Annotated in this window: 20 protein-coding genes; 8 read left to right on the top strand and 12 right to left on the bottom strand. The window is 69.3% G+C overall.

Annotated features, from left to right (window positions below; all coding sequences use genetic code 11):
• Positions 1-51: 51 nt before the first annotated feature.
• Entirely contained in the window at positions 52-945 is an 894-nt protein-coding gene (locus H1D24_RS09205) for a fructosamine kinase family protein (protein ID WP_181656920.1), read from the bottom strand.
• 905 nt (positions 946-1,850) lie between these two features.
• On the opposite strand from H1D24_RS09205, the gene H1D24_RS09200 reads away from it, so the two are divergent.
• Positions 1,851-2,510 (top strand): pyridoxamine 5'-phosphate oxidase family protein, encoded by a 660-nt coding sequence (locus H1D24_RS09200; RefSeq protein ID WP_181656919.1) that lies wholly within the window; start codon positions 1,851-1,853, stop codon positions 2,508-2,510.
• Positions 2,511-2,680: 170 nt separating this feature from the next.
• Here the strand turns inward: H1D24_RS09200 and H1D24_RS09195 are convergent, their stop codons facing one another.
• Positions 2,681-4,216, bottom strand: coding sequence for an alpha/beta fold hydrolase (locus H1D24_RS09195; protein WP_181656918.1), 1,536 nt, complete (start codon positions 4,214-4,216; stop codon positions 2,681-2,683).
• Between the two features lie 129 nt (positions 4,217-4,345).
• Here H1D24_RS09195 and H1D24_RS09190 point away from each other — a divergent pair, with 129 nt between their 5' ends.
• Complete coding sequence (locus tag H1D24_RS09190) at positions 4,346-5,269, top strand: helix-turn-helix domain-containing protein (protein WP_181656917.1); 924 nt, start codon at positions 4,346-4,348, stop codon at positions 5,267-5,269.
• Positions 5,270-5,602: 333 nt separating this feature from the next.
• Here H1D24_RS09190 and H1D24_RS09185 read toward each other — a convergent pair whose 3' ends face one another.
• The 8 genes from H1D24_RS09185 to H1D24_RS09155 form a co-directional block, all read right to left on the bottom strand.
• On the bottom strand, positions 5,603-6,439 hold the full coding sequence (locus H1D24_RS09185) for an ABC transporter permease (RefSeq protein WP_181656916.1): 837 nt from the start codon (positions 6,437-6,439) through the stop codon (positions 5,603-5,605).
• Positions 6,436-7,374, bottom strand: coding sequence for an ATP-binding cassette domain-containing protein (locus H1D24_RS09180; RefSeq protein ID WP_181656915.1), 939 nt, complete (start codon positions 7,372-7,374; stop codon positions 6,436-6,438). Before H1D24_RS09180 ends, H1D24_RS09185 begins: the two co-directional genes overlap by 4 nt.
• Positions 7,375-7,565: 191 nt before the next feature.
• On the bottom strand, positions 7,566-8,261 hold the full coding sequence (locus H1D24_RS09175) for a TetR/AcrR family transcriptional regulator (RefSeq protein ID WP_181656914.1): 696 nt from the start codon (positions 8,259-8,261) through the stop codon (positions 7,566-7,568).
• Positions 8,262-8,403: 142 nt separating this feature from the next.
• Positions 8,404-11,463 carry an alpha-L-rhamnosidase gene (locus tag H1D24_RS09170; protein WP_181657088.1) on the bottom strand — a complete coding sequence of 1,020 codons (3,060 nt, stop codon included), beginning with the start codon at positions 11,461-11,463 and terminating at the stop codon, positions 8,404-8,406.
• 178 nt (positions 11,464-11,641) lie between these two features.
• Positions 11,642-12,439, bottom strand: a complete 798-nt coding sequence (locus H1D24_RS42245) for an extracellular solute-binding protein (RefSeq protein WP_258563953.1) — start codon at positions 12,437-12,439, stop codon at positions 11,642-11,644.
• Positions 12,322-12,903, bottom strand: coding sequence for an ABC transporter substrate-binding protein (locus H1D24_RS42240; RefSeq protein WP_258563952.1), 582 nt, complete (start codon positions 12,901-12,903; stop codon positions 12,322-12,324). Before H1D24_RS42240 ends, H1D24_RS42245 begins: the two co-directional genes overlap by 118 nt.
• A 55-nt stretch (positions 12,904-12,958) precedes the next feature.
• Positions 12,959-13,780 (bottom strand): carbohydrate ABC transporter permease, encoded by an 822-nt coding sequence (locus H1D24_RS09160; protein ID WP_181656913.1) that lies wholly within the window; start codon positions 13,778-13,780, stop codon positions 12,959-12,961.
• A complete protein-coding gene (locus H1D24_RS09155; RefSeq protein WP_181656912.1) occupies positions 13,777-14,724 on the bottom strand; it encodes a carbohydrate ABC transporter permease in 948 nt (315 codons plus the stop codon). The genes H1D24_RS09160 and H1D24_RS09155 overlap by 4 nt, the downstream gene beginning before the upstream one ends.
• A 322-nt stretch (positions 14,725-15,046) precedes the next feature.
• Between H1D24_RS09155 and H1D24_RS09150 the strand changes: the two genes are divergently transcribed.
• Both H1D24_RS09150 and H1D24_RS09145 read left to right on the top strand, forming a co-directional pair.
• Entirely contained in the window at positions 15,047-16,084 is a 1,038-nt protein-coding gene (locus tag H1D24_RS09150; protein WP_181656911.1) for a LacI family DNA-binding transcriptional regulator, read from the top strand.
• 167 nt (positions 16,085-16,251) lie between these two features.
• Positions 16,252-17,769 (top strand): glycoside hydrolase family 43 protein, encoded by a 1,518-nt coding sequence (locus tag H1D24_RS09145; protein ID WP_181656910.1) that lies wholly within the window; start codon positions 16,252-16,254, stop codon positions 17,767-17,769.
• Between the two features lie 212 nt (positions 17,770-17,981).
• On the opposite strand, the gene H1D24_RS09140 is transcribed toward H1D24_RS09145, so the two are convergent.
• Positions 17,982-18,887, bottom strand: coding sequence for an NmrA family NAD(P)-binding protein (locus H1D24_RS09140; RefSeq protein WP_181656909.1), 906 nt, complete (start codon positions 18,885-18,887; stop codon positions 17,982-17,984).
• A 158-nt stretch (positions 18,888-19,045) separates the two neighbouring features.
• Here H1D24_RS09140 and H1D24_RS09135 point away from each other — a divergent pair, with 158 nt between their 5' ends.
• From H1D24_RS09135 to H1D24_RS09120, 4 genes are all read left to right on the top strand, one after another.
• The gene (locus H1D24_RS09135) at positions 19,046-20,254 is read left to right on the top strand and encodes a cation:proton antiporter (RefSeq protein ID WP_181656908.1); all 1,209 of its coding nucleotides are present in this window, start codon (positions 19,046-19,048) and stop codon (positions 20,252-20,254) included.
• A 96-nt stretch (positions 20,255-20,350) separates the two neighbouring features.
• The gene (locus H1D24_RS09130) at positions 20,351-20,950 is read left to right on the top strand and encodes a sulfite oxidase-like oxidoreductase (protein ID WP_181656907.1); all 600 of its coding nucleotides are present in this window, start codon (positions 20,351-20,353) and stop codon (positions 20,948-20,950) included.
• On the top strand, positions 20,920-21,672 hold the full coding sequence (locus tag H1D24_RS09125) for a ferredoxin reductase (RefSeq protein ID WP_181656906.1): 753 nt from the start codon (positions 20,920-20,922) through the stop codon (positions 21,670-21,672). Before H1D24_RS09130 ends, H1D24_RS09125 begins: the two co-directional genes overlap by 31 nt.
• Positions 21,673-21,777: 105 nt before the next feature.
• Positions 21,778-22,050 (top strand): DUF6510 family protein, encoded by a 273-nt coding sequence (locus tag H1D24_RS09120; protein WP_181656905.1) that lies wholly within the window; start codon positions 21,778-21,780, stop codon positions 22,048-22,050.
• 97 nt (positions 22,051-22,147) lie between these two features.
• On the opposite strand, the gene H1D24_RS09115 is transcribed toward H1D24_RS09120, so the two are convergent.
• Positions 22,148-23,602 carry a dihydrolipoyl dehydrogenase family protein gene (locus H1D24_RS09115; RefSeq protein WP_181657087.1) on the bottom strand — a complete coding sequence of 485 codons (1,455 nt, stop codon included), beginning with the start codon at positions 23,600-23,602 and terminating at the stop codon, positions 22,148-22,150.
• Between the last annotated feature and the right edge of the window lie 15 nt (positions 23,603-23,617).

Below are 23,617 nucleotides of genomic sequence, written 5' to 3'. Positions count from 1 at the left end.
GACGCCACGGTCAATGGATGATGCGGGGACGCGCGCTCGGAGCACCGGCGGTTACCGCGCCAGGGCCGCCCTTGCCACCGCGAGCGCCTGTTCGGCGTAGCCGCGGCCGAACAGCACCGCGTGCACCAGCAGCGGGAAGAGCTGGTGCAGCCCGATGCGGTCGGCCCAGCCGTCGGCGAGTGGCGCTGTTTCCTGGTAGCCGTCCAGTACGCGGTCCAGGTGCGGGCAGCCGAACAAGTGCAGCATCGCCAGGTCGGTCTCCCGGTGGCCGCCGTGCGCGGCCGGATCGATCAGCCAGACGTGATGGTCGGCGTGATGGTCGGCGCCCCACAGGACGTTGCCGTTCCACAGGTCGCCGTGCAGCCGGGCGGGCGGCTCGGCGGGGCCCGCCAGCTCGGGCAGCCGCTCCAGGACGCGTTCGACAACGGCCGCTTCCGTGGGGCGCACCGTGCCGTCGTCGACGGCACGGCGCAGGTAGGGCAGCACCCGGTGCTCGGCGTACCAGCGCGGCCAGTCGGTACCGGGGATGTTGCGCATGGGCGCGAGCCCGATGTACGCGTCCTTGGGGCCGCCTGGTGGCGGGGAGCCGAACGCGGGCGCGCCGGCTGCGTGCAGGGCGGCCAGGTCGCGGCCGAACCGGGCCGCTGCCTCACCGCTCGGCCGCCCGGGCGGAACCCGGTCGGTCACCAGCCAGCGCTCATCGTGGCCGTGCACAGCGGGAACGCGGACCGTGCCGGTGTCGGCCAGCCAGTACAGCCCCGCCGCCTCGGCCCGCAGGGCACCGGGGCCGTCACCGCGCTTGACCATCACCACCCGCCCGCCGGTGAGGGTGACTTCGGAGAGCGTTCCGGAGAGCGCACGCTCGCTGGTCATGGCGCGCCCGATGAGCCGGGCCGCCGTGGCTCCCGTGCCTTCGCCGCCTTCGGTCGCTGGAGGTGTGGTCATGAGCCTGGGTGCCCTGGGTGCTCGCTCAGACGGGCGAGCAGGCCGATCGTAGCGGCATGGATCATGGCCGGCACCTGGCGGTCGCGGTCATGCCCGGGAACACATCGGCGCGCAGGTGACCGGCGAACACGGGCGCTAGGCCCTGTCGTCAAACTCCCGTCGTCCGCCCGAAGGGCGGGCCCCGCGCTGCCTGGTGCGTGAAGCTGCAAGGCGGAGGAGGGAGGCGACGCGGTGGGGGCACCTCGCACGCCCTTAAGGCAGTGGGGGAGCGTGCCAGGCGTCGCGGGGCTGGGGGCACCTCCCAGCGGTAGCTGGGGGGAGGGAGTTTGACGACACGGCCTAGGAACGGCGACCGGCAGACGCCCCCGATGCGGACTGCGAACCAAGCACATGTGCACGGCCACCAGGGTACGGCCCTGTTCTGGCGGCAAGGCCTCTCAACGACGGCGGGACGGGCGGGGCGCATGTCAGGCGGCCTGCAACTCACCGACATCCAAAGGGCGATCGAGCGACTCATGCCTGCCGACATCGAGTCACTCACGCCTGCCGACGTCGCCATCCGGATCGCCTACACTGTCAGCCTTCCCTCCGGGGTCGGGTCGACGTCCCGGAAATCGCCATTCTGCCCACCCGTCAGACAGCAAGTACGTACCCCGGGAGACCCTGCAGTGAGCCGCAAGCCCGCCACCTGACGCAGCTGACCATCCGCGAGCCGGCTGACGGCCGCCGCAGGGCGGCGAGGACGCCCCAGGAAGACCGCCGGGGCACCTGGCGCGTCAACCTGCAGCCCCTAGTGGTGAGCGCGACGGCGGCCAAGCATCTGCACTGGTAGTGACCGCTTCTTGGTCCTCGCGTCCTGTCCCGGGACACCCACTGCCTTCCCAGGCCCTGTCACAGGAGAATCGTTGCACCACGATGAGCGAGTAGACCGGCCCGGAAGCCACGGCGAGCACCAGATCCAACTGGAGTTGGACACCGTCGCCCGAGCCGACCGTTTCTACGAGGAGCAGGTTCTCGACCGGCTCAACGCGCGGATGCGTGAGTTCGTGGCGCGCCAGGAGATGTTCTTCCTTGCCACGTCGGACGCCCGCGGCGAGTGCGACAGCACGTTCCGCGCCGGGCCGCCCGGGTTCCTCCAGGTGCTCGGTGAGCGTTCCCTGGCCTACCCCGAGTACCGCGGCAACGGCGTCATGGCGAGCCTCGGCAACATCCGCGAGAACCCGCACGTCGGCATCCTGATGATCGACTTCCTCCGCGAGCGGATAGGCCTGCACGTCAACGGCACCGCCCGCCTCGTCTCCGACGACAGCATGCGTACCGCGTACCCGGGACTCCCCCGCGATCCGGTACCCGGCCGCCGCCCCCAGGTGTGGGTCGAAGTCGAGGTCGAGGAGGCATACATCCACTGCTCCAAGCACATACCGCGGATGACGAAGCTGCCGACCGCTGGTGGCAGGGCCTGGGGAACCGACGACGTCAGGCGCAAGGGCGGCGACTACTTCGGGGCCGCAGCCGAGGCCGGGCGGGCCGGTTCCGGCACCAAGGGACAGGTCACCCCGCAGTAGCGGAGGAGTGCGATGCGCAGGACGGCGGCGGTTCTGTCGTACGGGGTGACCGGACCGCGCCACCGCGACCGTGACGCGGTTGGCACGGTCGGCCGGCCTCTCGCTCGTCCCACCTCCCCATGCTGGGCCTTTCGTGGCGCCGTCGGCACCCTGAGGCCGCGCGGGCCGGGTCAGCCGCGCAGGTGGGACAGGACGGTCCGCATCGCGCGTTGAACGGCGTGGCGTGACTGCTCGGTTTGGTCGATCGTCTCGAACCCGTGGTGCCCGTCCGGCACGTCGATCACCTCGACGTCCGCCCCGCAGGCCTTGGCAGCGGCCAGGAACTCCTCGACCGTGGCGGCGATTTCGGCGGTCTCCAGGCCCACCCGGGTCAGCACGATCGGCAAAGGTCCCGCGGCGCTCACCGCGGCGGCCGGGCGGAAGCGGGGATCCACGGCCCCCCGGGCGGGCAGCGGCGCGAGGACGGGATAGGTCGCCGCCGCGCACCGCAGCCACGACGGGGGCTCGGCGAGCCAGTCCGCGAGGAGCAGCCCGCCGCCGGAGAAATACCACAGAGCGATGCGCTCGGGGTCGATGCGCGGGTCGGCCCGAAGCAGTTCGACGGCGTTGGCGACGTCCTCGGCGGCGCGCCCGTAGTCGTCGAGACCGTGCAGCCGGTGGTCCAGGGTCACGCCGACCACGCCGAGGCTCGCCGCGTACCGGCCATAGCCGACGAGGGTCGGCCAGTCCCGCGGTGTGGGCTGTATGTCGGCGGGGACAGGGCCGCCGTGGACGAACATCACCGCCGGACGGGGTCCCTCGGCCTCGGCAGCCCCGGCGCCCTCGGCGGGCTCATCGGGGATGTAGAGGTCGATCCGTCCGACGCGCTCGCGGGGCCGCTCCGGTACGTCGAGTACGAAGGGCCGGAGGTACGCGGGCACCGTGTCGGTCGCGGTGATCCGGTGTCCCTCGCCCACCGCGGCCCTGAGCAGGACCTCGGTCAGCTCGTCGGGGCAGGAGAGCATCGGCCAGTGCCCGGTGGCGAGTTCGAAGAAGCCCACCTCGGGGTCGGCCAGAGCCTGGAACTGCGGCAGCCCGCCGGCGACCATGTCCTCGATCAGGGCGATGGTCAGGCCGCTCCCGGTACACAGGACGCCCGTGGTGGGCAGTGCGGCGACCGCGCCCGAGAGCCTGAGCGGCCGGGTGAGCGTACCCGCCGGCTGCGGGGCGGCGTGGCGGGTCAGCCGGGCCAGTGCCTCGTCCGGGAGGCCGGCGGTGCTGCCCCAGCGCTGCCACTCGTCGGATGCGGGCGCGGGGATCAGCCAGTCGTCCCCGGCCTGCCCGGACCGGTCGAGCAGCCGCCGTCGTACTTCCTGGTCCGGCACCAACTGGAGGGCCGCGTCGCCGTCCTGGTGCATGCCCGCGTCCAGGTACACGATCCGGGTGATCCGCTCCGGGCGGCGGTCGGCGGCGCCCAGCACCGGGTGGATGCCGTAGTCGTGGCCGACGATCACCACCTCCGGCGCGTCCACGCCGTCGATCAGCCGCAACACGTCCTCGATGTGCGTCTCCAGATCCGTGCCGGGGCCCGCCTCGTCGCGGCGGTCCCCCATGCCGGTGAGGGTCACCGGGTGCACCTCGGCGCCCGCCTCCCGCAGCCGGTCGGCCACCTCCTGCCAGATCCAGCCGCCGGTGAAGCAGCCCGACACCAGTACGAATGCCGTCATGATCGCCTCCTTCGCCCATCCCGGTCCGCGCGGGTGACCTGATCACCCGTCTCGGTTGGCGCGGGCGGCCTGATCGGCTGTCCGCGCTCGCCGGTACGGTAGGAACTCCCCCTGAGGGAGGTTCAAGTCTTGTCCGACGACGGCAGGTTGAGCATCGGTGAGCTCGCCGAGCACGCAGGCGTCACCGTGAAGACGGTCCGCTTCTACTCCGACCGCGGCCTGCTGCCCGAGGCCGCCCGCAGTGCCGGGGGCCACCGCCGGTACGGCCCCGAGGCGATCGACCGCCTCCGCCTGATCCGCTCGCTGCGGACCCTCGACCTGCCGGTCACCGACATCGACCGGGTCCTCGACCGGGAGGACGCACTGGAAGACGTCATCGCCGGACAGCTGAAGGAACTCGGCTCCCAACTGGCAGCCATGCGCTGGCGCCAGGCCGCGCTGCACCTGCTGCGGGACTGCACCGCCGAGGAGCGCGCCGACCGGCTGCGGGTGATCGGCACGGTCGCAGCTCCGCCGGACACGGCCGCGCTGGCCCGCTTCTGGCGGCGCGTGCTGCCTGTACGGCTTCCGGCTCGGATGGTCTCGTGGATACTCGACGCCGCCGTGCCGCAGCCGCCCGCAGATCCCACGCCGGCCCAGGTGCTGGCCTTCGCCCGGCTGCACGCCCTCGCCACGGCACCCTGCCCCCCGGGCCACGGCTGGCGGCCCCCAGCCCCGGAGCGTGATCCGGAGTACCGCCCGGCCGTGCTCTACGACGGCCTCGGCGAGGCGTACCAGCTGGTCGCGCCGGCCCTGCGCACCGGGCGGGCGCCGCATGAGGGAGAGGCCCTCGACTGCTTCGTCTCCGCCTACGCCGGCGCCCACGGCGCCCGGGACACCCCGGCCTTCCGCCGCCGGCTGAGCCTCCGACTCGACCGGTCCGCCCACCCCGTGATGGACCTCTACTGGCAACTCGCCGCCGAACTCGCCACCCCGCTCGAACCCACCCTCGGCGCCGCCCAGGACTGGCTCCGCACCGCCCTGGACACCAACCTGTCCGAACAACACGCCTAGGACGCTTCTTTCGGTTCGGGAAGCGGAGTTCGGCAACGACGCGGGCGGCATATCTGGATCATCTGCTGTGCATCGCATGAGCGGCTTCACAGTGAAGCCGCTCAGGCGGTCGGCGTCAGGTCGTCCAGGCCGATTGAACCGGCCCGTCGAACTCCCCAGCGAGGGTGGCGACGGCGGCACCCAGGAGGCGCCGGGGGGCGCTGGTCACGCGTCGCAGCGAGGCGGGCCGGGCCACCACGCATTCACCGTCCCCTCGTACCGGCACACGGGGCCACCCGCCCGTACGCCGCGAGGGGTACGGGCGGGTCGGCGGCGGTGCCTGCGGCGACGGGCTCACGCATCGCGCCGCTTGAGCAGGACGGCCGCGCCGGCCAGGAGCACGACGATGTAACCGGCGAACACCGCGAGCCCGGCCCCGGGTGACAGTGCGTCACCGGTCGTCTGCACCGCCATGAACGAGTTCCCCGCGTTCGACGGCAGGTACGGGCCGATGGCGTCGTTCCAGCTGCTCGGCAGCAGTTGGATCAGGCCGGGCACCACGAAGAGCGCGCCCACCACGAGGGTGATCGCTCCGGCGGTGTTGCGCAGCAGGGCGCCGACCGCCAGGCCGATCAGCCCGGCACCGGTCAGGTAGACCGCCGCGCCGACCAGCGCGCGGAACACCCCCGGATCCGACAGCGCGGCGGTGGCCATGTCGCGGGAGGACAGGACCGACTGGCCGGCCAGGAAGGCCCCCAGGGCCGCGATGAACATGAGCACGAAGCTCACGGCTGCGAAGACGACGACCTTGCCCCACAGCACCGGCAGGCGGGCCGGCACCGCGGACAGCGTGGCGCGGATGGTTCCGGTGGCGTACTCGCCGGCGCTCATCAGCACGCCGAGCACCGAGATGGCAAGGGCGGCGAGGGTGACCCCACCCAGGCTGATCGAGGTCGGGTCCCCGAAATCATCCTGTCCGGGGCCCTCTCCCGAGCCGACCACACTGGACAGCAGCAGCCCGAAACCGACGACGAGGGCTACGGTGATCGCCAGTGTGTAGATCGTCGAGCGCAGCGACCGCAGCTTGATCCATTCCATGTGGACGACCCGCGGAAAGGTGACGCGCTGACCGGCCGCGTGTCGGCCGGCCGTCTCGGGCGTGTCGTGCGGGGCGAGTGCGGTGGTGCTCATCGGTTCGTCCCTCCCGTGGTGGCGAACTCCGCAGTGGTGGCGTGGTATTCGACGGCGTCACGGGTCAGCTCCATGAACGCCTCCTCCAGCGACGCCTCCTGAAGGGACAGTTCGTGCAGGACCAGTCCGGAGGCCGCGGCGCGTTCGCCGATCTCGGCGGCGTCCAGCCCTTGGACGTCCAGCACGCCGGGCTCGCTGCTGGTGACCGAGACGCCGTCACCCACCAACAGGTCACGCAGGTGCGCGGCCTGCGGCGAGCGCACCCGTACGCTGCGGCCGGAGGACTGGGCGACGAAGTCGGCGAGCGGGCCGGCGGACAGCAGCCGGCCGCGCCCGATCACGATGAGGTCCTCGGCGATCAACGCCATCTCACTCATGAGGTGGGAGGAGACGAAGACCGTCCGGCCCCGGTCCGCGAGGTCCTTCAGCAGGTTGCGGATCCACAACACCCCCTCGGGATCGAGGCCGTTGACCGGTTCGTCCAGCATGACGACCTGTGGGTCGCCGAGCAGCGCCGAGGCGATGCCCAGCCGCTGCCCCATGCCCAGCGAGAACCCGCCCGCCCGCTTGCGGGCCACCTCCGTCAGGCCGACCATGTCGATCACCTCCAGCACCCGCCGCTTGCCGATGCCGTTGCTCGCCGCCAGAGCCACCAGGTGGTGATACGCCGAGCGTCCCGGGTGGATCGCCTTCGCCTCCAGCAACGCCCCGATCTCCTGCAGTGGGGCCTTGTGCTGCTCGTACGGGCGGCTGTTGATGCGCGTCGTTCCGGACGACGGCCGGTCCAGCCCCATGATCATGCGCATCGTCGTCGACTTGCCCGCCCCGTTGGGCCCGAGAAACCCCGTCACCACACCGGAACGCACGGTGAAGCTCAGCGCATCGACTGCGAGTTTGTCCCCGTACCTCTTACTGAGGTTGTCCACCTCGATCACAATCCACCTCCGCGACCATTTGAGGCTTCAAGTTTCTTCGAGGAAAGCGGAACCCCGCGTCAACCCACGGCGTGCACTGTGCGTACCGCGACCGCAGTACGCCACCGCCATGGACAACGACCGTGGGACGACCCGCGCGCCGATTCGTACGCGGACGACGCACGCGCCCCGGCGCCGTTCGTCGGAGTGGTTCAGGATGTGCCGGGCGCGGGGCGTGAGAGTCGGATCATGGCGCGGTAGAGGGCGCGGGGAGCGGGGGCCGGGGGCAGGGGCGGGAGCTCGGTTCCGGGGGTGGCGTAGGCGCGGAGCATCTGGCCGACCAGGCGGCGCCAGGCGTCGGGGGCTGCGTCGCCGGTGGCGGCGACGACGCCGGCGTTGGCCATCAGGAGGACGACCAGGTCCTCCGACGTGAAGTCGTCGCGCAGGTGGCCGCTGTTCTGAGCGCGGGTGATGACTTCGATGAACCCGTTGTACGCCTCGGTGCGCCGGGCTTCGAGGGCCTTGGCGGCAGGAAAGGTCATGGTCAGGACGTCGGCGAAGCCTCGGTCGGCGGCCTGCATGGCACAGACGGCCTCGATGTAGCAGATGAAGCCGTGCCAGGGGTCGGGGTCGGCGAGTGCTTCGGTGACGGCTTCGGCGTAGGCGTCCATGCGGTCCGCGAAAACCGCGGTGATGAGCTCTTCGCGGCTGGCGAAGCGGCGGGAGAGGGTGGCCTTGCCGACGCCTGCCTCGCGGGCGACGGAGGCCATGGAGACGCTCAGGCCCTCGGTGGCGTACAGACGGCGGGCGGCGGCGAGGATGCGTTCACGGTTGCGCTCGGCATCGGCGCGCAGACCCTGCTCGGGCTGCTGGCCTGGGGTTTCTGCGGGGTCTGCGGGTCCTGTCATGCCCTCCACTCTACCCAACTGGAACGCGCGGCCCAATTATGCGGTTGCGCTGACACCACGGAAACACACGGTTCGCCGCCCATGGGCCGCGAACCCCTTGCTCTGCCGGTCAGCCTGATGCCGAACCCGAACCCCCCGCTGCTCAGCGGAGCCGGGCGGTCAGGTGATAGCGGCCGGAGGGCAACCGGTGTGAGGCCACGCCGTCCGTGTGGCCGAGGAAACGCACTCCGTCCACTCCTGCCAGCGTGGTCCGTCCTTCGCGGACGGAATCGGCGGAGACGGCCGGAAGGCGCAGCGTCGCCTCGCTGTTCGCGGGCACGACCGCGTCGTACACCAGGGTCCGGCCTGTGTCGTCCACCGCCCACTCGCTTCTGATCTCGCCGTACGGCGACTCGTACGAGCCTGACACCTTCGTGATCCTGCCGGTGGGATCGATGTGGGGTTGCAGGACGAAGTGCTTGAAGCCGGGGCTGTCCGGGTCGCGGGCGATGCCGGCCATGTACGCGTACATCCACTCCATGATCGCGCCGTAGGCGTAGTGGTTGAAGGAGTTCATGCTGACCGGACCGAACCCGGCGTCCCCGGAGTAGGAGTTCCAGCGCTCCCAGACGGTGGTGGCACCGTTTCTCACCGAGTACAGCCAGGACGGCAGCGCGTCCTGGTGCAGCAGCTTGTACGCCAGGTCCGGGCATCCCTCCTCGGTGAGGACGGGGGCGAGGACGTTGACGCCGAGGAAGCCGACGGACAGCGTGTTCTCGGCGTACTTGACCCGGCTGCTGTTCGGGTGCGCGGCCTTGTAGGCCGCGTCGTTGCCGATGTTGTCGGCCAGAAGCCCGACGAGCGTGCGGCGCTGCGCTTCCGTCTCGTAGAACCCGAGCTTGAGGACCCACAGCAGCGCTGACTGGCTGTTGTCCTCCGTCTTCTCATCGGGGTCGGCGCCCGGTTCGATCGGGGACGCGTCGCCGAGGCTGGACTTGACCGTGACCCGGCCGCCCTCCGTGCTCAGGTACTTGGTGATGAACGCCTGCTTGATGCGTGCGAAGAGCCGCTCGTACGCCTCCCCCTCTGCCGTCCGGCCGATCTCGCGGGCCATCTGCGCCATCAGCCGCGCGGCATAGCCGTAGGAGACGTCGCTCATGAGCTGGGCGCTGGTCTTCTGGGGCGCCAGCCAGTCGCCGGTGAGGGAGCCTTGTCCTGCGTACGTGTCGCCGGTCTGCTGCCGGATCCAGTCCAGGTATCGGGTCATCGCGGGCCAGTTGTCCTTGACGACGGTCGCGTCACCGGTCATCTGCCACACGATCCACGGGAGGATGACACCGCAGTCCGCCCAACCGCTCCCGCCACCGGGCCAGTTGTACCTTCCGCCGGGGGCGACCCCGGTGAACTGTGCCTTGTCCATGCCGTAGACGGCCTGGGAGTCGACAACGGTGTCCTGGAAGTGGCTGAGGAACACACCGGCGTCCGCGTTGTACAGGCCGGTCGTGGCGAAGACCTGAGTGTCGCCGGTCCAGCCGAGGCGTTCGTCGCGCTGGGGACAGTCGGTGGGCACCCAGAGGTAGTTGCCACGCTGACCCCACCGGATGTTGTCGGCCAGCTGATTGATGTCGGGATCGTTGGTGGTGACGGTGCCTGTCTCGCGGATTGCGGACGTCGCGACCTTTCCGGTCAGGCCGGTGATCGTGACGGTGTCCGTCGCGGTGACGGACACGTAGCGGAAGCCGTAGAAGGTCAGGGAGTCCTGGTGGGTCTCGCCGTGTCGGTCCCCCTTGAGGATGTACGTGCTGGTGGCCTTGGCGCTGCGGAGGTTGGCCCGGTAGACGGAGCCCTCGAGGCCGTCCGCGCCGACGCTGTCGTCGTTGAGCATCTCGCCGAACCTGAACTCGACCCGGGCTCCGGCCGGTCCGCGCAGGCTGTAGCGGGCCACCCCGACCATGTTCTGACCGAGGTCGAAGACGGCGGTGTCGCCGCTGCCGATCGTGACGGAGGCGGAGGCCGCCTTTGCGGGATCGGTCACCGTGCGGGCTGCGTCGACGACGATGCGTCCCCTGCCGTTGGGGCTGCCGTCCTGTCCGGTCACTCCGGTGGCGACGGTGATCGACTGCGGTCGGCGGTCCCAGCGCGACATCAGGCGTGCGGTCTCGCCCGGGTAGGCGAGGAGTTGCGAGTCAGGGTACTTGTCCTCGAAGGCGACTCGTTCCACGTCCGACCAGGCGGTGTCGTCGAATCCGTGCGACGTCCAGCCGGGCAGCTCCATGCGGGCGTCGTAGGTCTGGCCGTCGTAGATGTCGTCGGCGCGGTAGGGGCCCGTGTCCGTGGCCTTCCAACCGCCGTCCGGCCTGGTGACGACCGTCTGCGACGTCCCGTCGGCGTACCGGATGAGCAGCTTGGCCTTGACCGCAAGGGCGTTGCCGTCCTCCGAGTAATAGGTGCTGCCCTCGGAGACGCGGCCGTTGTACCAGCCGTTGCCCAGGACGATCGCGAGGGTGACGTCCGGCTCCCGCGTCACGAGGTCCGTGACGTCGTACGTCATGTAGTTGACGCGCGCGTCGTAGTTCGTCCAGCCAGGGGCGAGCAGCTCCATCGTGGTGGAGCCGTCCTGCGGAACGGTCACGTGGTGCCCGTTGACGTAGGCCTCGTAGACCCCGAGGGCGGAGACGTAGAGCCGTGCCTCGCGGACCTGCGGCCGGTTCTGCGCGGAGCCCGCCGTCCTGAGGGATTCCTCCTTCCGCAGCATCGGTGCGCCGGGCGAGTTGGGGGTCTTCCCCTTCATCCCGATCCACTGTGCACCGTCCCATCCGGCCACGCCGTCGGTGCTCATGAGGCCGGTCTCGAAGAAGGAGGGGGAGGCGGTACCGACCGTTCGGCCTTCGGCGTCCCAGACGGTGACGGTCCAGTGATAGCGGGTCGAGGCGCGCAGCGGTTTGCCCGCGTAGCGGACGGCCACGGAATCGGAGGAGTGCACACTGCCGCTGTTCCACACGTCCGCGCGGGCGGCGGTCAGCTTGTCCGGAGAGCTCGCCACGAGTATCTGGTAGGCCCCTTGGCTCTGCCCGCGGGCTGCCGACCGTATGCGCCAGCCGAAGCGCGGCCGGGCGGCATCCACGCCCAGTGGATCCGTGCGGTGTTCCACGGTCAGCCCGGACACGGCGTCATTCTCGGTACGAGGGGAGGATGCCGCGTGTGCGGTGCTTCCGCCGCCCATGGCACCGGCCACTACAGGCACAGCGCCCCCCGTCGCCGCGAGCACGCTCCGACGGCGGACTCCCCTGTCATCTCTGCCGGGACGGTCGCTGTTCTCGACATCGCGGTCCGCTCCTTCTGCGTCGTGTTGTGCATAGAGCACACCGTCATCCCTTCGGTTTCCTGTGCTTCAAGGGCGTTCAGGAGCCGGCTTTGTAGTCGGCGTCCATGTCGTCGAGGAGTTTCTTGGGTGTGGACTGCCCGCTGAAGATCTCCTGGAGGCCGCTGAGCATGGTCTGCTGGACCTTGGCGTTGGGCCAGAGCTGGTCCATGAACGGCACCGTCCGGTCCGCCCTGACGAACTTGGACAGTTCGGTCAACGACGGGTCGACCGCAAAACCGGTGTCGGGGAGGGAGGGCAGACCGCCCTGCTTCTTGACGAACAGGTTCATGCCCTCCGGCGACATCACGAAGTTCACGAACTTCAGGGCGAGTTCCTCGTTCTTCGCCTTGGCGTTGACGCCGTAGCCGGCGCCTGCCGCGGCCGGTATGAGCGTCTCGGACGCGTCGTCGGTGGCGGGGAGCGCCCGCAGCGTGAACGTGCCTTGCGGGTTCTTCTGCTTCAGGAGGGCGATCACCCAGTTGCCCTGGATGATGCCGAGCGTCTTGCCGGTGGCGGCGAGTTCCTGGCTGGCTTCGTAGTTGGTGCCCAGCGGGTTCTTCTGGAAGCAGCCGGTCTTCTCCATCGTCAGGTACTTGTCCAGGGCGGTGGTCCACGGCGACTGCGCGAAGGCGGCCTGGCCGGCCTGCATCTTCTTGTCGAAGTCGCGGTCGTCGCCGTAGACGGTCGTGGCGACGAGCGCGTACAGGACGAGCTGGGTCACCCAGTTGTCCTGGTTGCCCAGCGCGAAGGCGGGGGTTCCCTTGGCCTTCGCGGCCTGGCAGAAGGCCAGCAGCTTCGTCCAGGTGTCCGGCGGAGTGAGCCCGGCCTTCGCCATGGCCTGCTGGTTGTAGACGCGCCGATGCCGTTCTGCCCGAAGACCGCGTTGTAGGTCTTCCCCTCGTACTGGGCGACGCTCTTCATGGCGTCCGGCAGCTTGGCGGCCCACGGCTGGTCCGAGAGATCGCGCAGATACCCCGGCTCGGCCAGGACGTAGGTGGCGCCCGGGTTCCCGTTGCCGGGCCAGACCGACATCACGTCGGGTGCGGTGCCCGAGGACAACTGGGTCCGGATCTGCTGCTGGTACTGGTCGGCGCCGCTGGTGGTGTAGCGGACCTCGACGCCCGGGTTCGCCTTCTCGAACGCCTTGACGACGTCCTCGATGGAGCCCTGGTCGACCGAGGCCAGCGTCAGGGTCTTGGAGTCGCCGCCGGAGCTTGCCTTGGTGCCGCCGCTGCAGGCGGCCAGCAAGGCGCCGGCCGTCACCGCGGCGATCAGGGCCGGGAGTGTGCGTGTCGTCATGATGTCCCCCTCGGGGAAGTGCCACCGGGCATGAGGGTCGGGCGGGCGTCGTGCGTCATCCGCGCAGCCCTCCCGCGAAGCCGTTGATGATGCTGCGCTGCAGCAGGAAGTAGACGAGCAGGACGGGCAGGATGCTGATCACCAGTGCGGCGAAGATGAGGTTCCAGTCGGTGACGTACTGACCGACGAAGCCGGCGATCGCGACCGGCATGGTCTGCTGAGCGCTGCCGCTGAGGTACAGCAGCGGGGTGAAGAAGTCGTTCCACACGGCGACCGCGTTCAGCACCAGCGCCGTCACCGTGACCGGTTTGAGCATCGGCAGGACTACATACCGGAAGCCCTGCAGCGGTGTGCAGCCGTCGATCAGTGCCGCGTCCTCGAAGTCGCGGGGCAGCGCGCGCAGGAAGCCGACGTAGAGGAAGACGGTGAACGGCACCTGCAGGCCGGAGTAGAAGAGAACCAGGGCCCACGGGGTGCCGAGCAGGCCCATGTCGCGCATGGTCTGGTAAAGCGGGAGCGAGGCGAGTTGGAAGGGCAGGACGAGGCCCAGGAGGAACGTCAGATACGTACCCCGCGACCAGTGAGCCGTGACGCGGGCCAGCGGGTACGCCGCCAGCGACGAGACGGCGAGCACGATGAAGACGCTGCAGGCCGTCACCAGCACACTGTTGGCCAACGCTCCGCCCAGCGCGCCCTGTTGCCAGGCTTGCGAGAAGTTGTCCAGGGTGGGCGAGGTGGTCGGGCTGATCGGCGACGAGGAGTCGGACGTCGGCCGCACGGCCATGTTGACCAGGACATACACCGGGAAGCCCACGACCAGGGCGGTGGCGATCACCGCCAGTTCCAGCGCGAGCGTGCGACGGCGGTAACGGTTCACGACGCGGCCCTCTCGTTGCGGGACAGCACGACGTACTGTCCGGTCGAGACGACCGCCACGATGATCGTGAGGACGACCGCGAGCGCGATGCTGTAGCCGAACTCACCGAGTGTGAAGGCGTCCTTGTAGATCAGCGTCGAGATGGTGTCGGTCGCGTGCCCCGGCCCCCCGCCCGTCAACGCGTACACCTGGTCGAAGAGCTTGATCCCTCCGATGATCGACAGCATCAGGTTGATGGTGAGCGCCGGGGCCAGCAGCGGCCGCGTCACCGACCAGAAACGCCGTACAGCACCCGCACCGTCGATGGCCGCCGCCTCATGGACCTCCTTGGGCACCGACTGGAGCCCCGCCAGGAAGATCACCATCGAGTAGCCCGCGAACTGCCAGACGATCACGCCGACCACCGCCCACAGGGCGAGCTGCGGACTGCCCAGCCAGTCCTGCCGCCAGCCGTCCAGACCCACCGCACCCAGAAGGCTGTTGACCGCACCGTCCGGACCGAGCAGGTTGCGCCAGAGGTAGGCGGTCACGATCGGCGTGATGACGGCCGGCGCGAACAGGAACACTCTGAGCACGTTGCGGGACTTGATCGCCGTGTTGACCCCGAGGGCCAGCAGCAGGCCCAGCGCGTTCTGAACGACCGTGATGGACACGGCGATCAGCAGGGTGTGCCAGATGGCCTGCTGCGCGTCGGGGTCGCTGAGCATGTCGGAGAAGTTGTCCAGTCCGACGAAGGAGAAGTGGGGATCGAGGCCGTCCCAGTCGGTGAAGGCGTAGTAGACACCGCGAACGCTCGGCACCAGGACGACGAAGGCGAACAGCAGCAGCGCGGGCAGCGCGAACCACCAGGGCGGGGTGGTACGCGCCCGCCGGACTCGTGGAACCGGTTCCGCATCCGGAGGCCGGTCATGGTCCGGGAGTTGCTCGTACGGGGCGAGAGTCACCGACGCACCTCCTTCTTGAATCGTTTCAAACACACTCGCGGTCAGGCTCCGGTCAGCGTGAGGCGGCGAGGAGCGCCTGCCGGTTTCTTCGTCTTGGGTGGCTGATGCGATGCCGGGCCGGGCGGCCCGCGTTCGGGCTGTGGGTAACGTTTCCCAAAGGGTGTGGCCAGACCCTAGAGAGGGTCCCGCGTGACGTCAAGATGCCGCGCACGCTGCATCATCGTTACGGCGGTGAACTGCGCAGTCCGCCGCGAGATGCCTACTGAGCAGCGGGATCCGTCCGTACACTCGGCGGCAACGTTACCCAAAGGGGGAGGAACCGATGGAGCCGTCAGCACCATCGCGCAGGGTCACCATCGTCGACGTCGCCCGTCACGCCCAGGTGTCCACGACCGCCGTGTCCAAGGTGTTGCGCAACGCCTACGGAGCCAGCCCCGAGATGCGTGCCAAGGTCCGCCGTGCGATCGATGAGCTGGGCTACCGGCCGCACGCGGGTGCCAGAGGCCTCCGTGGGCAGACGTACACCATCGGCGTCATGCTGCCGGACATCCGCAACCCCTTCTTCCCCGAGATACTCGACGGCATCACCGGCTCGCTGGAGGACACCGAATACCAGGTGTTCCTGGGACCGGGCGGCAACGGCGAGAAGGCGGAAGCCCGCGTCACCGAGGCGATGATCGACCGCCGCATGGACGGCATCATCATGATCGCACCCGTGTCGCCTCGCACCCATCTCGAACAGGTCGCCTCCTCCGTGCCGACCGTCGTCGTCGGCCGGCACGGGTCCTCTCCGGTGTACGACACGGTGGTGGACGACGACGTCGAGGGCGCGTCCTTGATCGTCGATCACCTCGCCGGTCTCGGGCATCGCCGGATCGCCCACATCGAACACCGCGAAACCGACCCGACGCGCCGCGCGGAGATGCCCAACGCCCGGCGCGCCGACGGATACCGGCAGGCCATGCGGGCGCTCGGCCTGGCGGAGTCGATCGATGTGGTCTCCACCAGCTACACCCAGGAAGGCGGCTACAAGGGCGCGAAGGAACTGCTGGCTCGCCCCCGCCTTCCCACGGCCGTCTTCGCCGGAGCGGACATCGTTGCCATGGGCGTGCTGGAAGCGGTCGCTGAAGCCGGGCTTTCCGTTCCCGGCGACATCTCGGTGGCCGGATACGACAACACCACGTTCGCCGCGCTCGGCCCCATCTCACTGACCAGCGTCGACCAGGCAGGCCACGAGATCGGCAGAAACGCCGCCCGTCTCCTCCTGGAACGGATCGCCGACCGTCGCCGGCCGTCGGTCCAGGTCAGACTCTCCCCCACCCTCGTGCCGCGCCGGACCACGGCTCGACCGCCGGAGTAGGCCGACGATGTCAGACATCTCGCAAGCTGTTCGCAGCACCAGCGCACCGCGGGCCCGCCTGAGATGGAGTATCAGGACCTGGCGTTAGTCAACGCCGCCCACCCACTTCAGACTCGACGGCACTGGCCGACGCTGGCGCAGTGTGGCCAACCCGATGAAAGGACTCGATGAGGGTGTCGAGCATGCCCGCAACCGCCAGCACCATCAACAATCCCGTGGTTCCCGGGTTTCACCCCGATCCGAGCATCTGCCAGGCGGGCTCGGACTACTACCTCGCCTGCTCCAGCTTCGAATACTTCCCCGGCGTACCCATCTTCCACAGCCGGGACCTTGTGCACTGGACTCAGATCGGCAACGCCCTGGAACGGCCGAGCCAACTGCGCCTCCCGCCCGAGACCACCTCCTCCGGCGGGATCTACGCGCCCACACTGCGCCACCACGATGGCCGCTTCTGGCTGATCACCACGAACGTGAACGACGGCGGCCACCTGCTCAGCACCGCCACCGACCCGGCCGGTCCCTGGTCCGACCCGATCCGGCTGCCCGGGGTTCCCGGCATCGACCCGGATCTCGCCTGGGACGACGAGGGCAACTGCTGGTGCACCTATGCCGGAGTCGAACAGATCCGCATCGATCCCCACACCGGCGAGTCGTTCGGCCCGCCGCGTCGGCTCTGGTCCGGCACGCCCCATGCCAAAGCACCGGAAGCACCGCATCTGTACCGGATCGGCGACTACTGGTATCTGCTCATCGCCGAAGGTGGCACCGAGCGGGGCCACGGCGTCTCCATCGCCCGTGGCCGCACGCCCAACGGGCCGTTCGAGCCATGCCCGGCCAACCCGATCCTGACGCACCGCGGCACGGATCACCCCATCCAGAACACCGGCCACGGCGACCTCGTCCAGGCGCCTGACGGTTCGTGGTGGATGGTGCTGCTCGGGGTACGCCCCGGCGGTGGCACCCCCGGCTGGCACGTACTCGGCCGCGAGACATTCCTGGCGCCAGTGAGCTGGGTCGACGACTGGCCGGTCGTCGGTGAACTGTCGCTCGTCATGCCCGCGCCTCCGTGGCCGCTCCAGCCGGGCGCCGTCACACCGGTCCGGGACGACTTCGACCTCAGTGAGCTGGCCCCGTGCTGGATCTCGCTGCGCCGCCGCCCCGCGGAGACCTGCACGACGAAGGAACGGGCAGGATGGCTGACGCTGCACGCCCGTGGGGGATCACTCGACGATCACGACGTGACGTTCGTCGGCCGGCGCCAACAACACCTGTCCTGCCGGGTACGCACCCTGATCGACCCGGCGGAGGGACGCGGTGGCCTCGCCGTCCGCCTCGACGAACAGCATCACTACGACATCGAGGCGGCGTCCGGCGAGGTGCGTGTGCTCGCCCGCATCGGCCCGCTGCACACCGTGGTGGCGTCTCATGCGATGCCCGCCGGCCCCCTGGTGCTCAGAATCGAGGTGGCCGCCGTACAGGAACTGAACGACGCGCGTACCGGCCCCGACACCCTCACCATCGGCGTCGAGGAACCGAACGGCACGTTCGTCGAACTCACGACACTCGATGGCCGGTACCTGTCCACCGAGGTGGCCGGCGGCTTCACCGGCCGCGTCATCGGGATGTACGCCTCAGCCGGCACCATCCACTTCGACTGGTTCGACTACGAACCGCTCGACCACTGAATGGCGGCCCCCGCCGCGTACAAGAAGAGAGGCGACGGGGGCACGGTACTCAGCGCCGTGAGTGGATGCAGTGCCAATCACCGCCCGCGGGCCGACACCGGAGAGCTGGGCGCCCGGTTCGGTGTAGGTGTCGGGGGGCAACGGGTCGCTGGTGGGCGGGGCACGGGGCTCGATCACGCCTGGTCGGCGTGGTACGTGTCGGCCGGTGCGGCTCAGCCCAGATAGAACTCCTTACGGGCGGCCACGAACGCTTCGACCGATCGGGCAGGAATGCCCGTGACGCGCTGTACGTCGTCCGTCGCGCGGTCGTAGCGATTCTCGCGGTGCAGTCGGGCCATGGTGGCGATGTGCTCCTCGGTGTGCGGCGGCAGGCCCACCTTGGCGAGGACTTCGGCCCGCCACTGCTCCAGCGGCACGTCCACATAGGACACCGGGGACCCCAACGCCCGTGAGAACTCCTCGGCCATCTCCGTCATATCGACCGAGCGCGGGCCCGTGAGCTCGTAGACGTGTCCGATGTGCCGGGCCGGGTCGCGCAGCACGGTGGCTGCCACTCGGGCGACGTCCTCCACAGCAATCGGCGAAGTGCGCCCAGTGCCGAACGGCAACGCGATCGTGCCGCTCTCCCGGATCGACCGTGCTGCCAGCACGGTGAACAGCGGATTGTCCAGGAACGACGTCGGCCTGATGTGTACCACCGGCAGGCCCGACCAGTTCAGTACCTGCTCCGCCAGCCAGTGCAGGCGCTGCTGGTGCGACTCCGAGGTGCTGGTGGCGGTCATCTGCGACACCGTCATCTGGGACATGCTCACCAGGGCGTCCAGGTTTCCGTGCTCGCGCGCCACGCTGGCCACCACGGTCGCGGCCAGCAGATGGTCCGGCGACACGGGCATGGCGAAGTACATCCTGCCGACGCCCTCCAGCGCGGCCGCGATGCTCTCGGGCCGGGTCAGATCGCCGAGGACCACCTCCGCGCCGAGCCCACGCAGCTCGGCCGCACGATCGTCGTCGCGGCGCACCATCGCACGCACGGGCACGCCCTGCGCGCGCAGTTGCTCCAGGACCGTGCGGCCCACACCACCGGCGTTGCCCAGGAGAACGAGGTTGCTGGCGACCATCGATCGCATCCTTAGCAGAGTGCGAGCATGATCACACGTGTACGCCCGCGCCGAGCAGTTCGTCCCATCAGCCTAGGGGGACCAGCAGCCCATAGCATCACGTAAGAGGGCAACGTTGGTCATAGCCAGCGCACCGCCTAGCGGCCACCGGAGACACCATGTCTTACGACAATCTGGTCATCGTTCTCGCGGTAGGCGCCGGCGTCCCGTTCCTCCTCGCCATGGTGCCCCGAGTCCCCCTCCCGGGCCCGGTCCTCGAGATCGTGGCCGGCGTGATCGTTGGTCCGGCGGTGCTGAATCTGGTGCAGCCGGACGCCACCGTTCAGGCGTTGTCGATCATTGGACTGAGCTTCCTGCTGTTCCTTGCCGGGCTCGAGATCGATTTCCAGCAACTGCACGGCCCACGGGCGCGGCTCATCGCCATCGGACTGGCGGGCACGATTGTGCTGGCCGGGGTCGTTGGCTGGGGGCTGGACTTCGCCGGGCTGGTCGAGAGCCCACTGCTCATCGGCACCGCGCTGGTGGCAACGTCTTTGGGGCTTCTGGTCCCGATCCTGAAGGACGCCGAGGCAATCGACCGACCAGTCGGCCAACTGACCATCGGTGGAGCCTCTGCAGGCGAGATCAGCGCTGTGCTGCTGCTGTCGTTGTTCTTCTCCGAGCATGCTTCGGGCCCGGGCTCCAAGCTGCTTCTGTTGCTCAGCCTGGCTTGCCTGACGGCGCTCATCGCGGTGACTTCTATACGTGCGGGGCGCTCGATGTGGCTGTCCCGGGCCGTAGTGAATTTGGCGGACACGAGCGCCCAAGTCCGAATCCGCCTGGCCATGCTTCTGATCGTCGGCCTGTCCGCGGGCGCCATGCATCTCGGATTCGAGGCCATTTTGGGTGCCTTCATTGCGGGGGCCGTACTGCGGCTGGTCGACCCCGACGCCGAACGGACGCATCCGCAGTTCCACGTAAAACTGGAGGGCCTGGGCTATGGATTCCTCGTCCCGGTCTTCTTCGTGACCAGCGGAATCCAGTTCGACCTCGGCGCACTGTTCGCGGACGCCGCGACGGTGCTGCGGGTACCGATGTTCCTTGCCGCGCTCCTCCTCGTTCGTGGACTGCCCGCATTGGCCTACCGCAGCGCGGGTCTCTCGCGGGCAGAGGTCATGGCCAGTGGACTCCTGCAGGCCACTTCCCTTCCCGTGATCGTGGCGGCGACAACGATCGGTTTGAAGCTGGACGCGATCCGACCGGCCAACGCAGCCGCGCTGGTGGCAGCGGGTCTCTTGTCAGTGATCGTCTTTCCCTTGTTTGCGCTGCCCTTGCTGAACCGTTCACGGACATCCGCTGGACCGGGAGCGGAGGACAAGCCGGATTGATGCCCAGAACGACACCGCCGGCTCGTCTCGAGATGCTGTGCTGCGCGATGTCCTGGAGAATGGAAAACGCAATTGCGCTGAGAATGGGGGCAGGGTATGCCCAGCGTTTCACGCGGATTCCACGGCCGAGCACGGGATGCACGGCACAGACTGCCTCCTGGGCAGTACGAGACCGCCGACTTCCCCGTTCTGTCGGCAGGACCCACTCCGGCGGTGGACCTGGACCAGTGGGAATTCACCATCCGCACAGAGACCGGCGCACGGCACATCTGGGACTGGGCGGAGTTCATGGCGTTGCCCAGCCAAACGCAGACCGTCGATTTGCACTGTGTCACCAAGTGGTCGAAGTTCGAGACGGAGTGGCAGGGAGTCTCCTTGGACGTCCTTCTGAAGGACGTGGAGACCAGTGCCGAGTACGCGCTCGTTCACTCCTACGGCGACTACACCACCAACGTCCCCCTGGAGGACCTCCTCGACGGGCAGGCATGGATCGCCTACCGATACGACGGCGACGAACTCGCGCCGGAGCACGGCGGCCCGGCCAGGTTGCTGATTCCGCACCTGTACTTGTGGAAGTCCGCGAAGTGGGTGCGCGGCATCCAGCTGCTCGACGAGGAAGAGCGGGGCTTCTGGGAGAACATCGGCTACCACGACTATGGGGACCCATGGCGCGAGCAGCGGTATCAAGGCGACTAGGCGACCGGCTGCGCTGGAAGGCTGCCCGTTTGACCGATCGGCGCGTCGAGTCCCACACTGCGCGCACCCTCGTCTTCGACGTGCCCGGCTGGCCGGGTCATCTGGCGGGACAACACGTCGATGTGCGGCTCACGGCGGAGGACGGCTACAGCACACAGCGCAGCTACTCACTGGCGTCGGCACCCGACGGCGAGAGCGTCGAGCTGACCGTTCAGCGTGTAGACGACGGCGAGGTCTCCCCGTATCTGACGGACGAACTCGCCGTGGGCGACGTGGTGGAGCTGCGCGGACCGGTCGGCGGCTGGTTTGTGTGGCGTCCCGAGCAGACAGAGCCGATTCTGCTCGTGGCCGGCGGCTCCGGCCTGGTGCCACTGATGGCGATGATCCGCATGCGCCGCGCGATCGGCAGCCGTACGCCCTTCCGGTTGGTGTACTCCGTGCGCAGCCCTGAGTACCGGCTCTTCGTATCGGAGTTGAGGCGGGACGACCCGGGCCTCGACAAGACATACCTCTATTCCCGCTCCACCCCACCACAGTGGCCGCGGCCCCCCGGGCGGTTCACCGCTTCTGACCTGTCAGGCGCCGGGTGGCCACCGGACTTCGAACCCACTTGCTACGTCTGCGGTTCCACCGGCTTCGTGGAAAAGGCCGCCGGACTGCTGGTGGCCCTCGGCCACCACCCTGGCCGTATCCGAACCGAGCGTTTTGGACCCAGCAGATGAAGCGAGGCAGGTGGCGTGCGCGGCCATGGGCGGTACGCCGCCAGTGGCCGGCTCACCAGCCGGCGACGGCTCTCCGGGTGCATCGCACAAAAACAGGTGAATTCCATGACTCTGACGCCTGACTTCCTTGACGGCAACGCCGCCGCCGGGGACCTCGAGTCCCTGTTCGGAACCGACATGACCATGGCTTCCGGACGATGCCGTGGCTGCGGCGAGCAGACGATGCTTGCCCAAACGCACGCCTACCTCGGTGGTCCCGGGATGGTGCTGCGCTGTCCCGGCTGCGACAGCGTCCTGCTTCGCCTGGTCCGCTCCCCCACCCAGATGTGGCTCGACGCCGGCGGACTGGATTACGTGAAGATCCCCACACCGGCCTGACGTACGACTGCATGACCGGACCCCTCGCCGACGGACGATGCTCCGGTTCCGAAGGTGATTTCGTCGACGGGCGCGCTGCCCGCGATCGCCGGCGATGTTATGGCGGGCTTGGCTTCTGCCGGTCCCGGTAGGTCTCCAGCAGCCTCAGCCACACCTCGCTGATCGTCGGGAAGGCCGGCACGGCGTGCCAGAGCCTTTCCAGCGGCACCTCGCTGACGACCGCGACGGTGGCCGAGTACAGCAGTTCCCCGACGCCGGGGCCGACGAAGGTGACACCCACCACGGTGCCACGCTCCATGTCGACCAGGAGACGGGCCCGGCCGCGGTAGCCGTCGGCGTACTGGTGAGCACCCGCGACGCCTGCGATGTCGTAGTCCACCACCTCGACCCGGCGCCCGGCCCGCTCCGCCTCGCGCGTGGTCAGACCGACGGCCGCGACCTCCGGGTCGGTGAAGACGACCTGCGGCACGGCCACGACGTCGGCGGTCGCGGCGTGCGCGCCCCACCGTGTCTCGTCGGCCGGCTCTCCCTTGGCCCGGGCGCCTATGGCGGCACCGGCGATTCGGGCCTGGTACTTCCCTTGGTGGGTCAGCAGGACGCGGTGGTTGACATCGCCCACCGCGTAGAGCCAGCCGTCGGCGACGGCGGTCACGCGGCATGTGTCGTCCGCGGTCAGCCAGTCGCCCGGAGTGAGTCCGATGGTCTCCAGGCCGAGGTCGGCCGTCCGGGAGGCTCGGCCGGTCGCGAAGAGGATCTCATCCGCGGCCAGTTCCCCGCCGTCTGCCAGCGTTATCCGCACCTCGCCGTCCTCGCGTGCCAGGGATGCCACGGAGGCCCCGAGTCGGACGTCGACGCCCGCTTCGCGCAGACCATCCGCGACCAGTTGGCCGGCGAACGGCTCCATTCTCGCAAGCAGTCCGGCGTCGCCGCGGACCAGCATGGTCACCTGGGAGCCGAGCGCCTGCCAGGCGGTGGCCATCTCGACGGCCACCACACCCCCGCCGACCACGGCCAGGCGGCCCGGTACTCGACCGGCGCTGGTGGCCTCGCGGCTGGTCCAGGGGCGTACCGAGTCGAGCCCGGGTATCTCGGGCACGGCCGCACCGGTCCCGGTGCACACGGCGACAGCGTGTCGCGCGGTCAGCAGCACCGTGCCGCCATCCGGGGTCTGCACTGCCACCTTCCGGGGACCGTCGAGCCGTGCGTGGCCGCGGATCAGATCGACGGAGACCGATTCCAGCCAGCCGACCTGGCTGTCGTCCTTCCAGTGGAAGACGATCTCGTCGCGGTGGGCGAGGACCGCGGGGACGTCCAGTGGCCCGCCCACCGCCTGACGCAGCCCGGGCACGCGTCGCGCGTCGGCCCGAGCCAGCACCGGCCGCAGCAGCGCCTTGCTGGGCTCGCAGGCCCAGTACGAACACTCGCCGCCAAGCAGTTCGCGCTCCACGATCACGGTGCTGAGCCCGGCGGCGCTGGTGCGTTCGGCCACGTTCTCGCCGGTCGGGCCTGCGCCGAGGACGATCACGTCGTAGGTGCGCCGGTCCTCGGTCATCATTGCTTGGTTCAT

The organism is Streptomyces himalayensis subsp. himalayensis, from assembly GCF_013778455.1.
GTDB classification, from domain to species: Bacteria; Actinomycetota; Actinomycetes; order Streptomycetales; family Streptomycetaceae; genus Streptomyces; species Streptomyces himalayensis.
The sequence above is the reverse complement of the archived record's forward strand: the minus strand, read 5'-3'. Positions and strand labels throughout refer to the sequence as shown.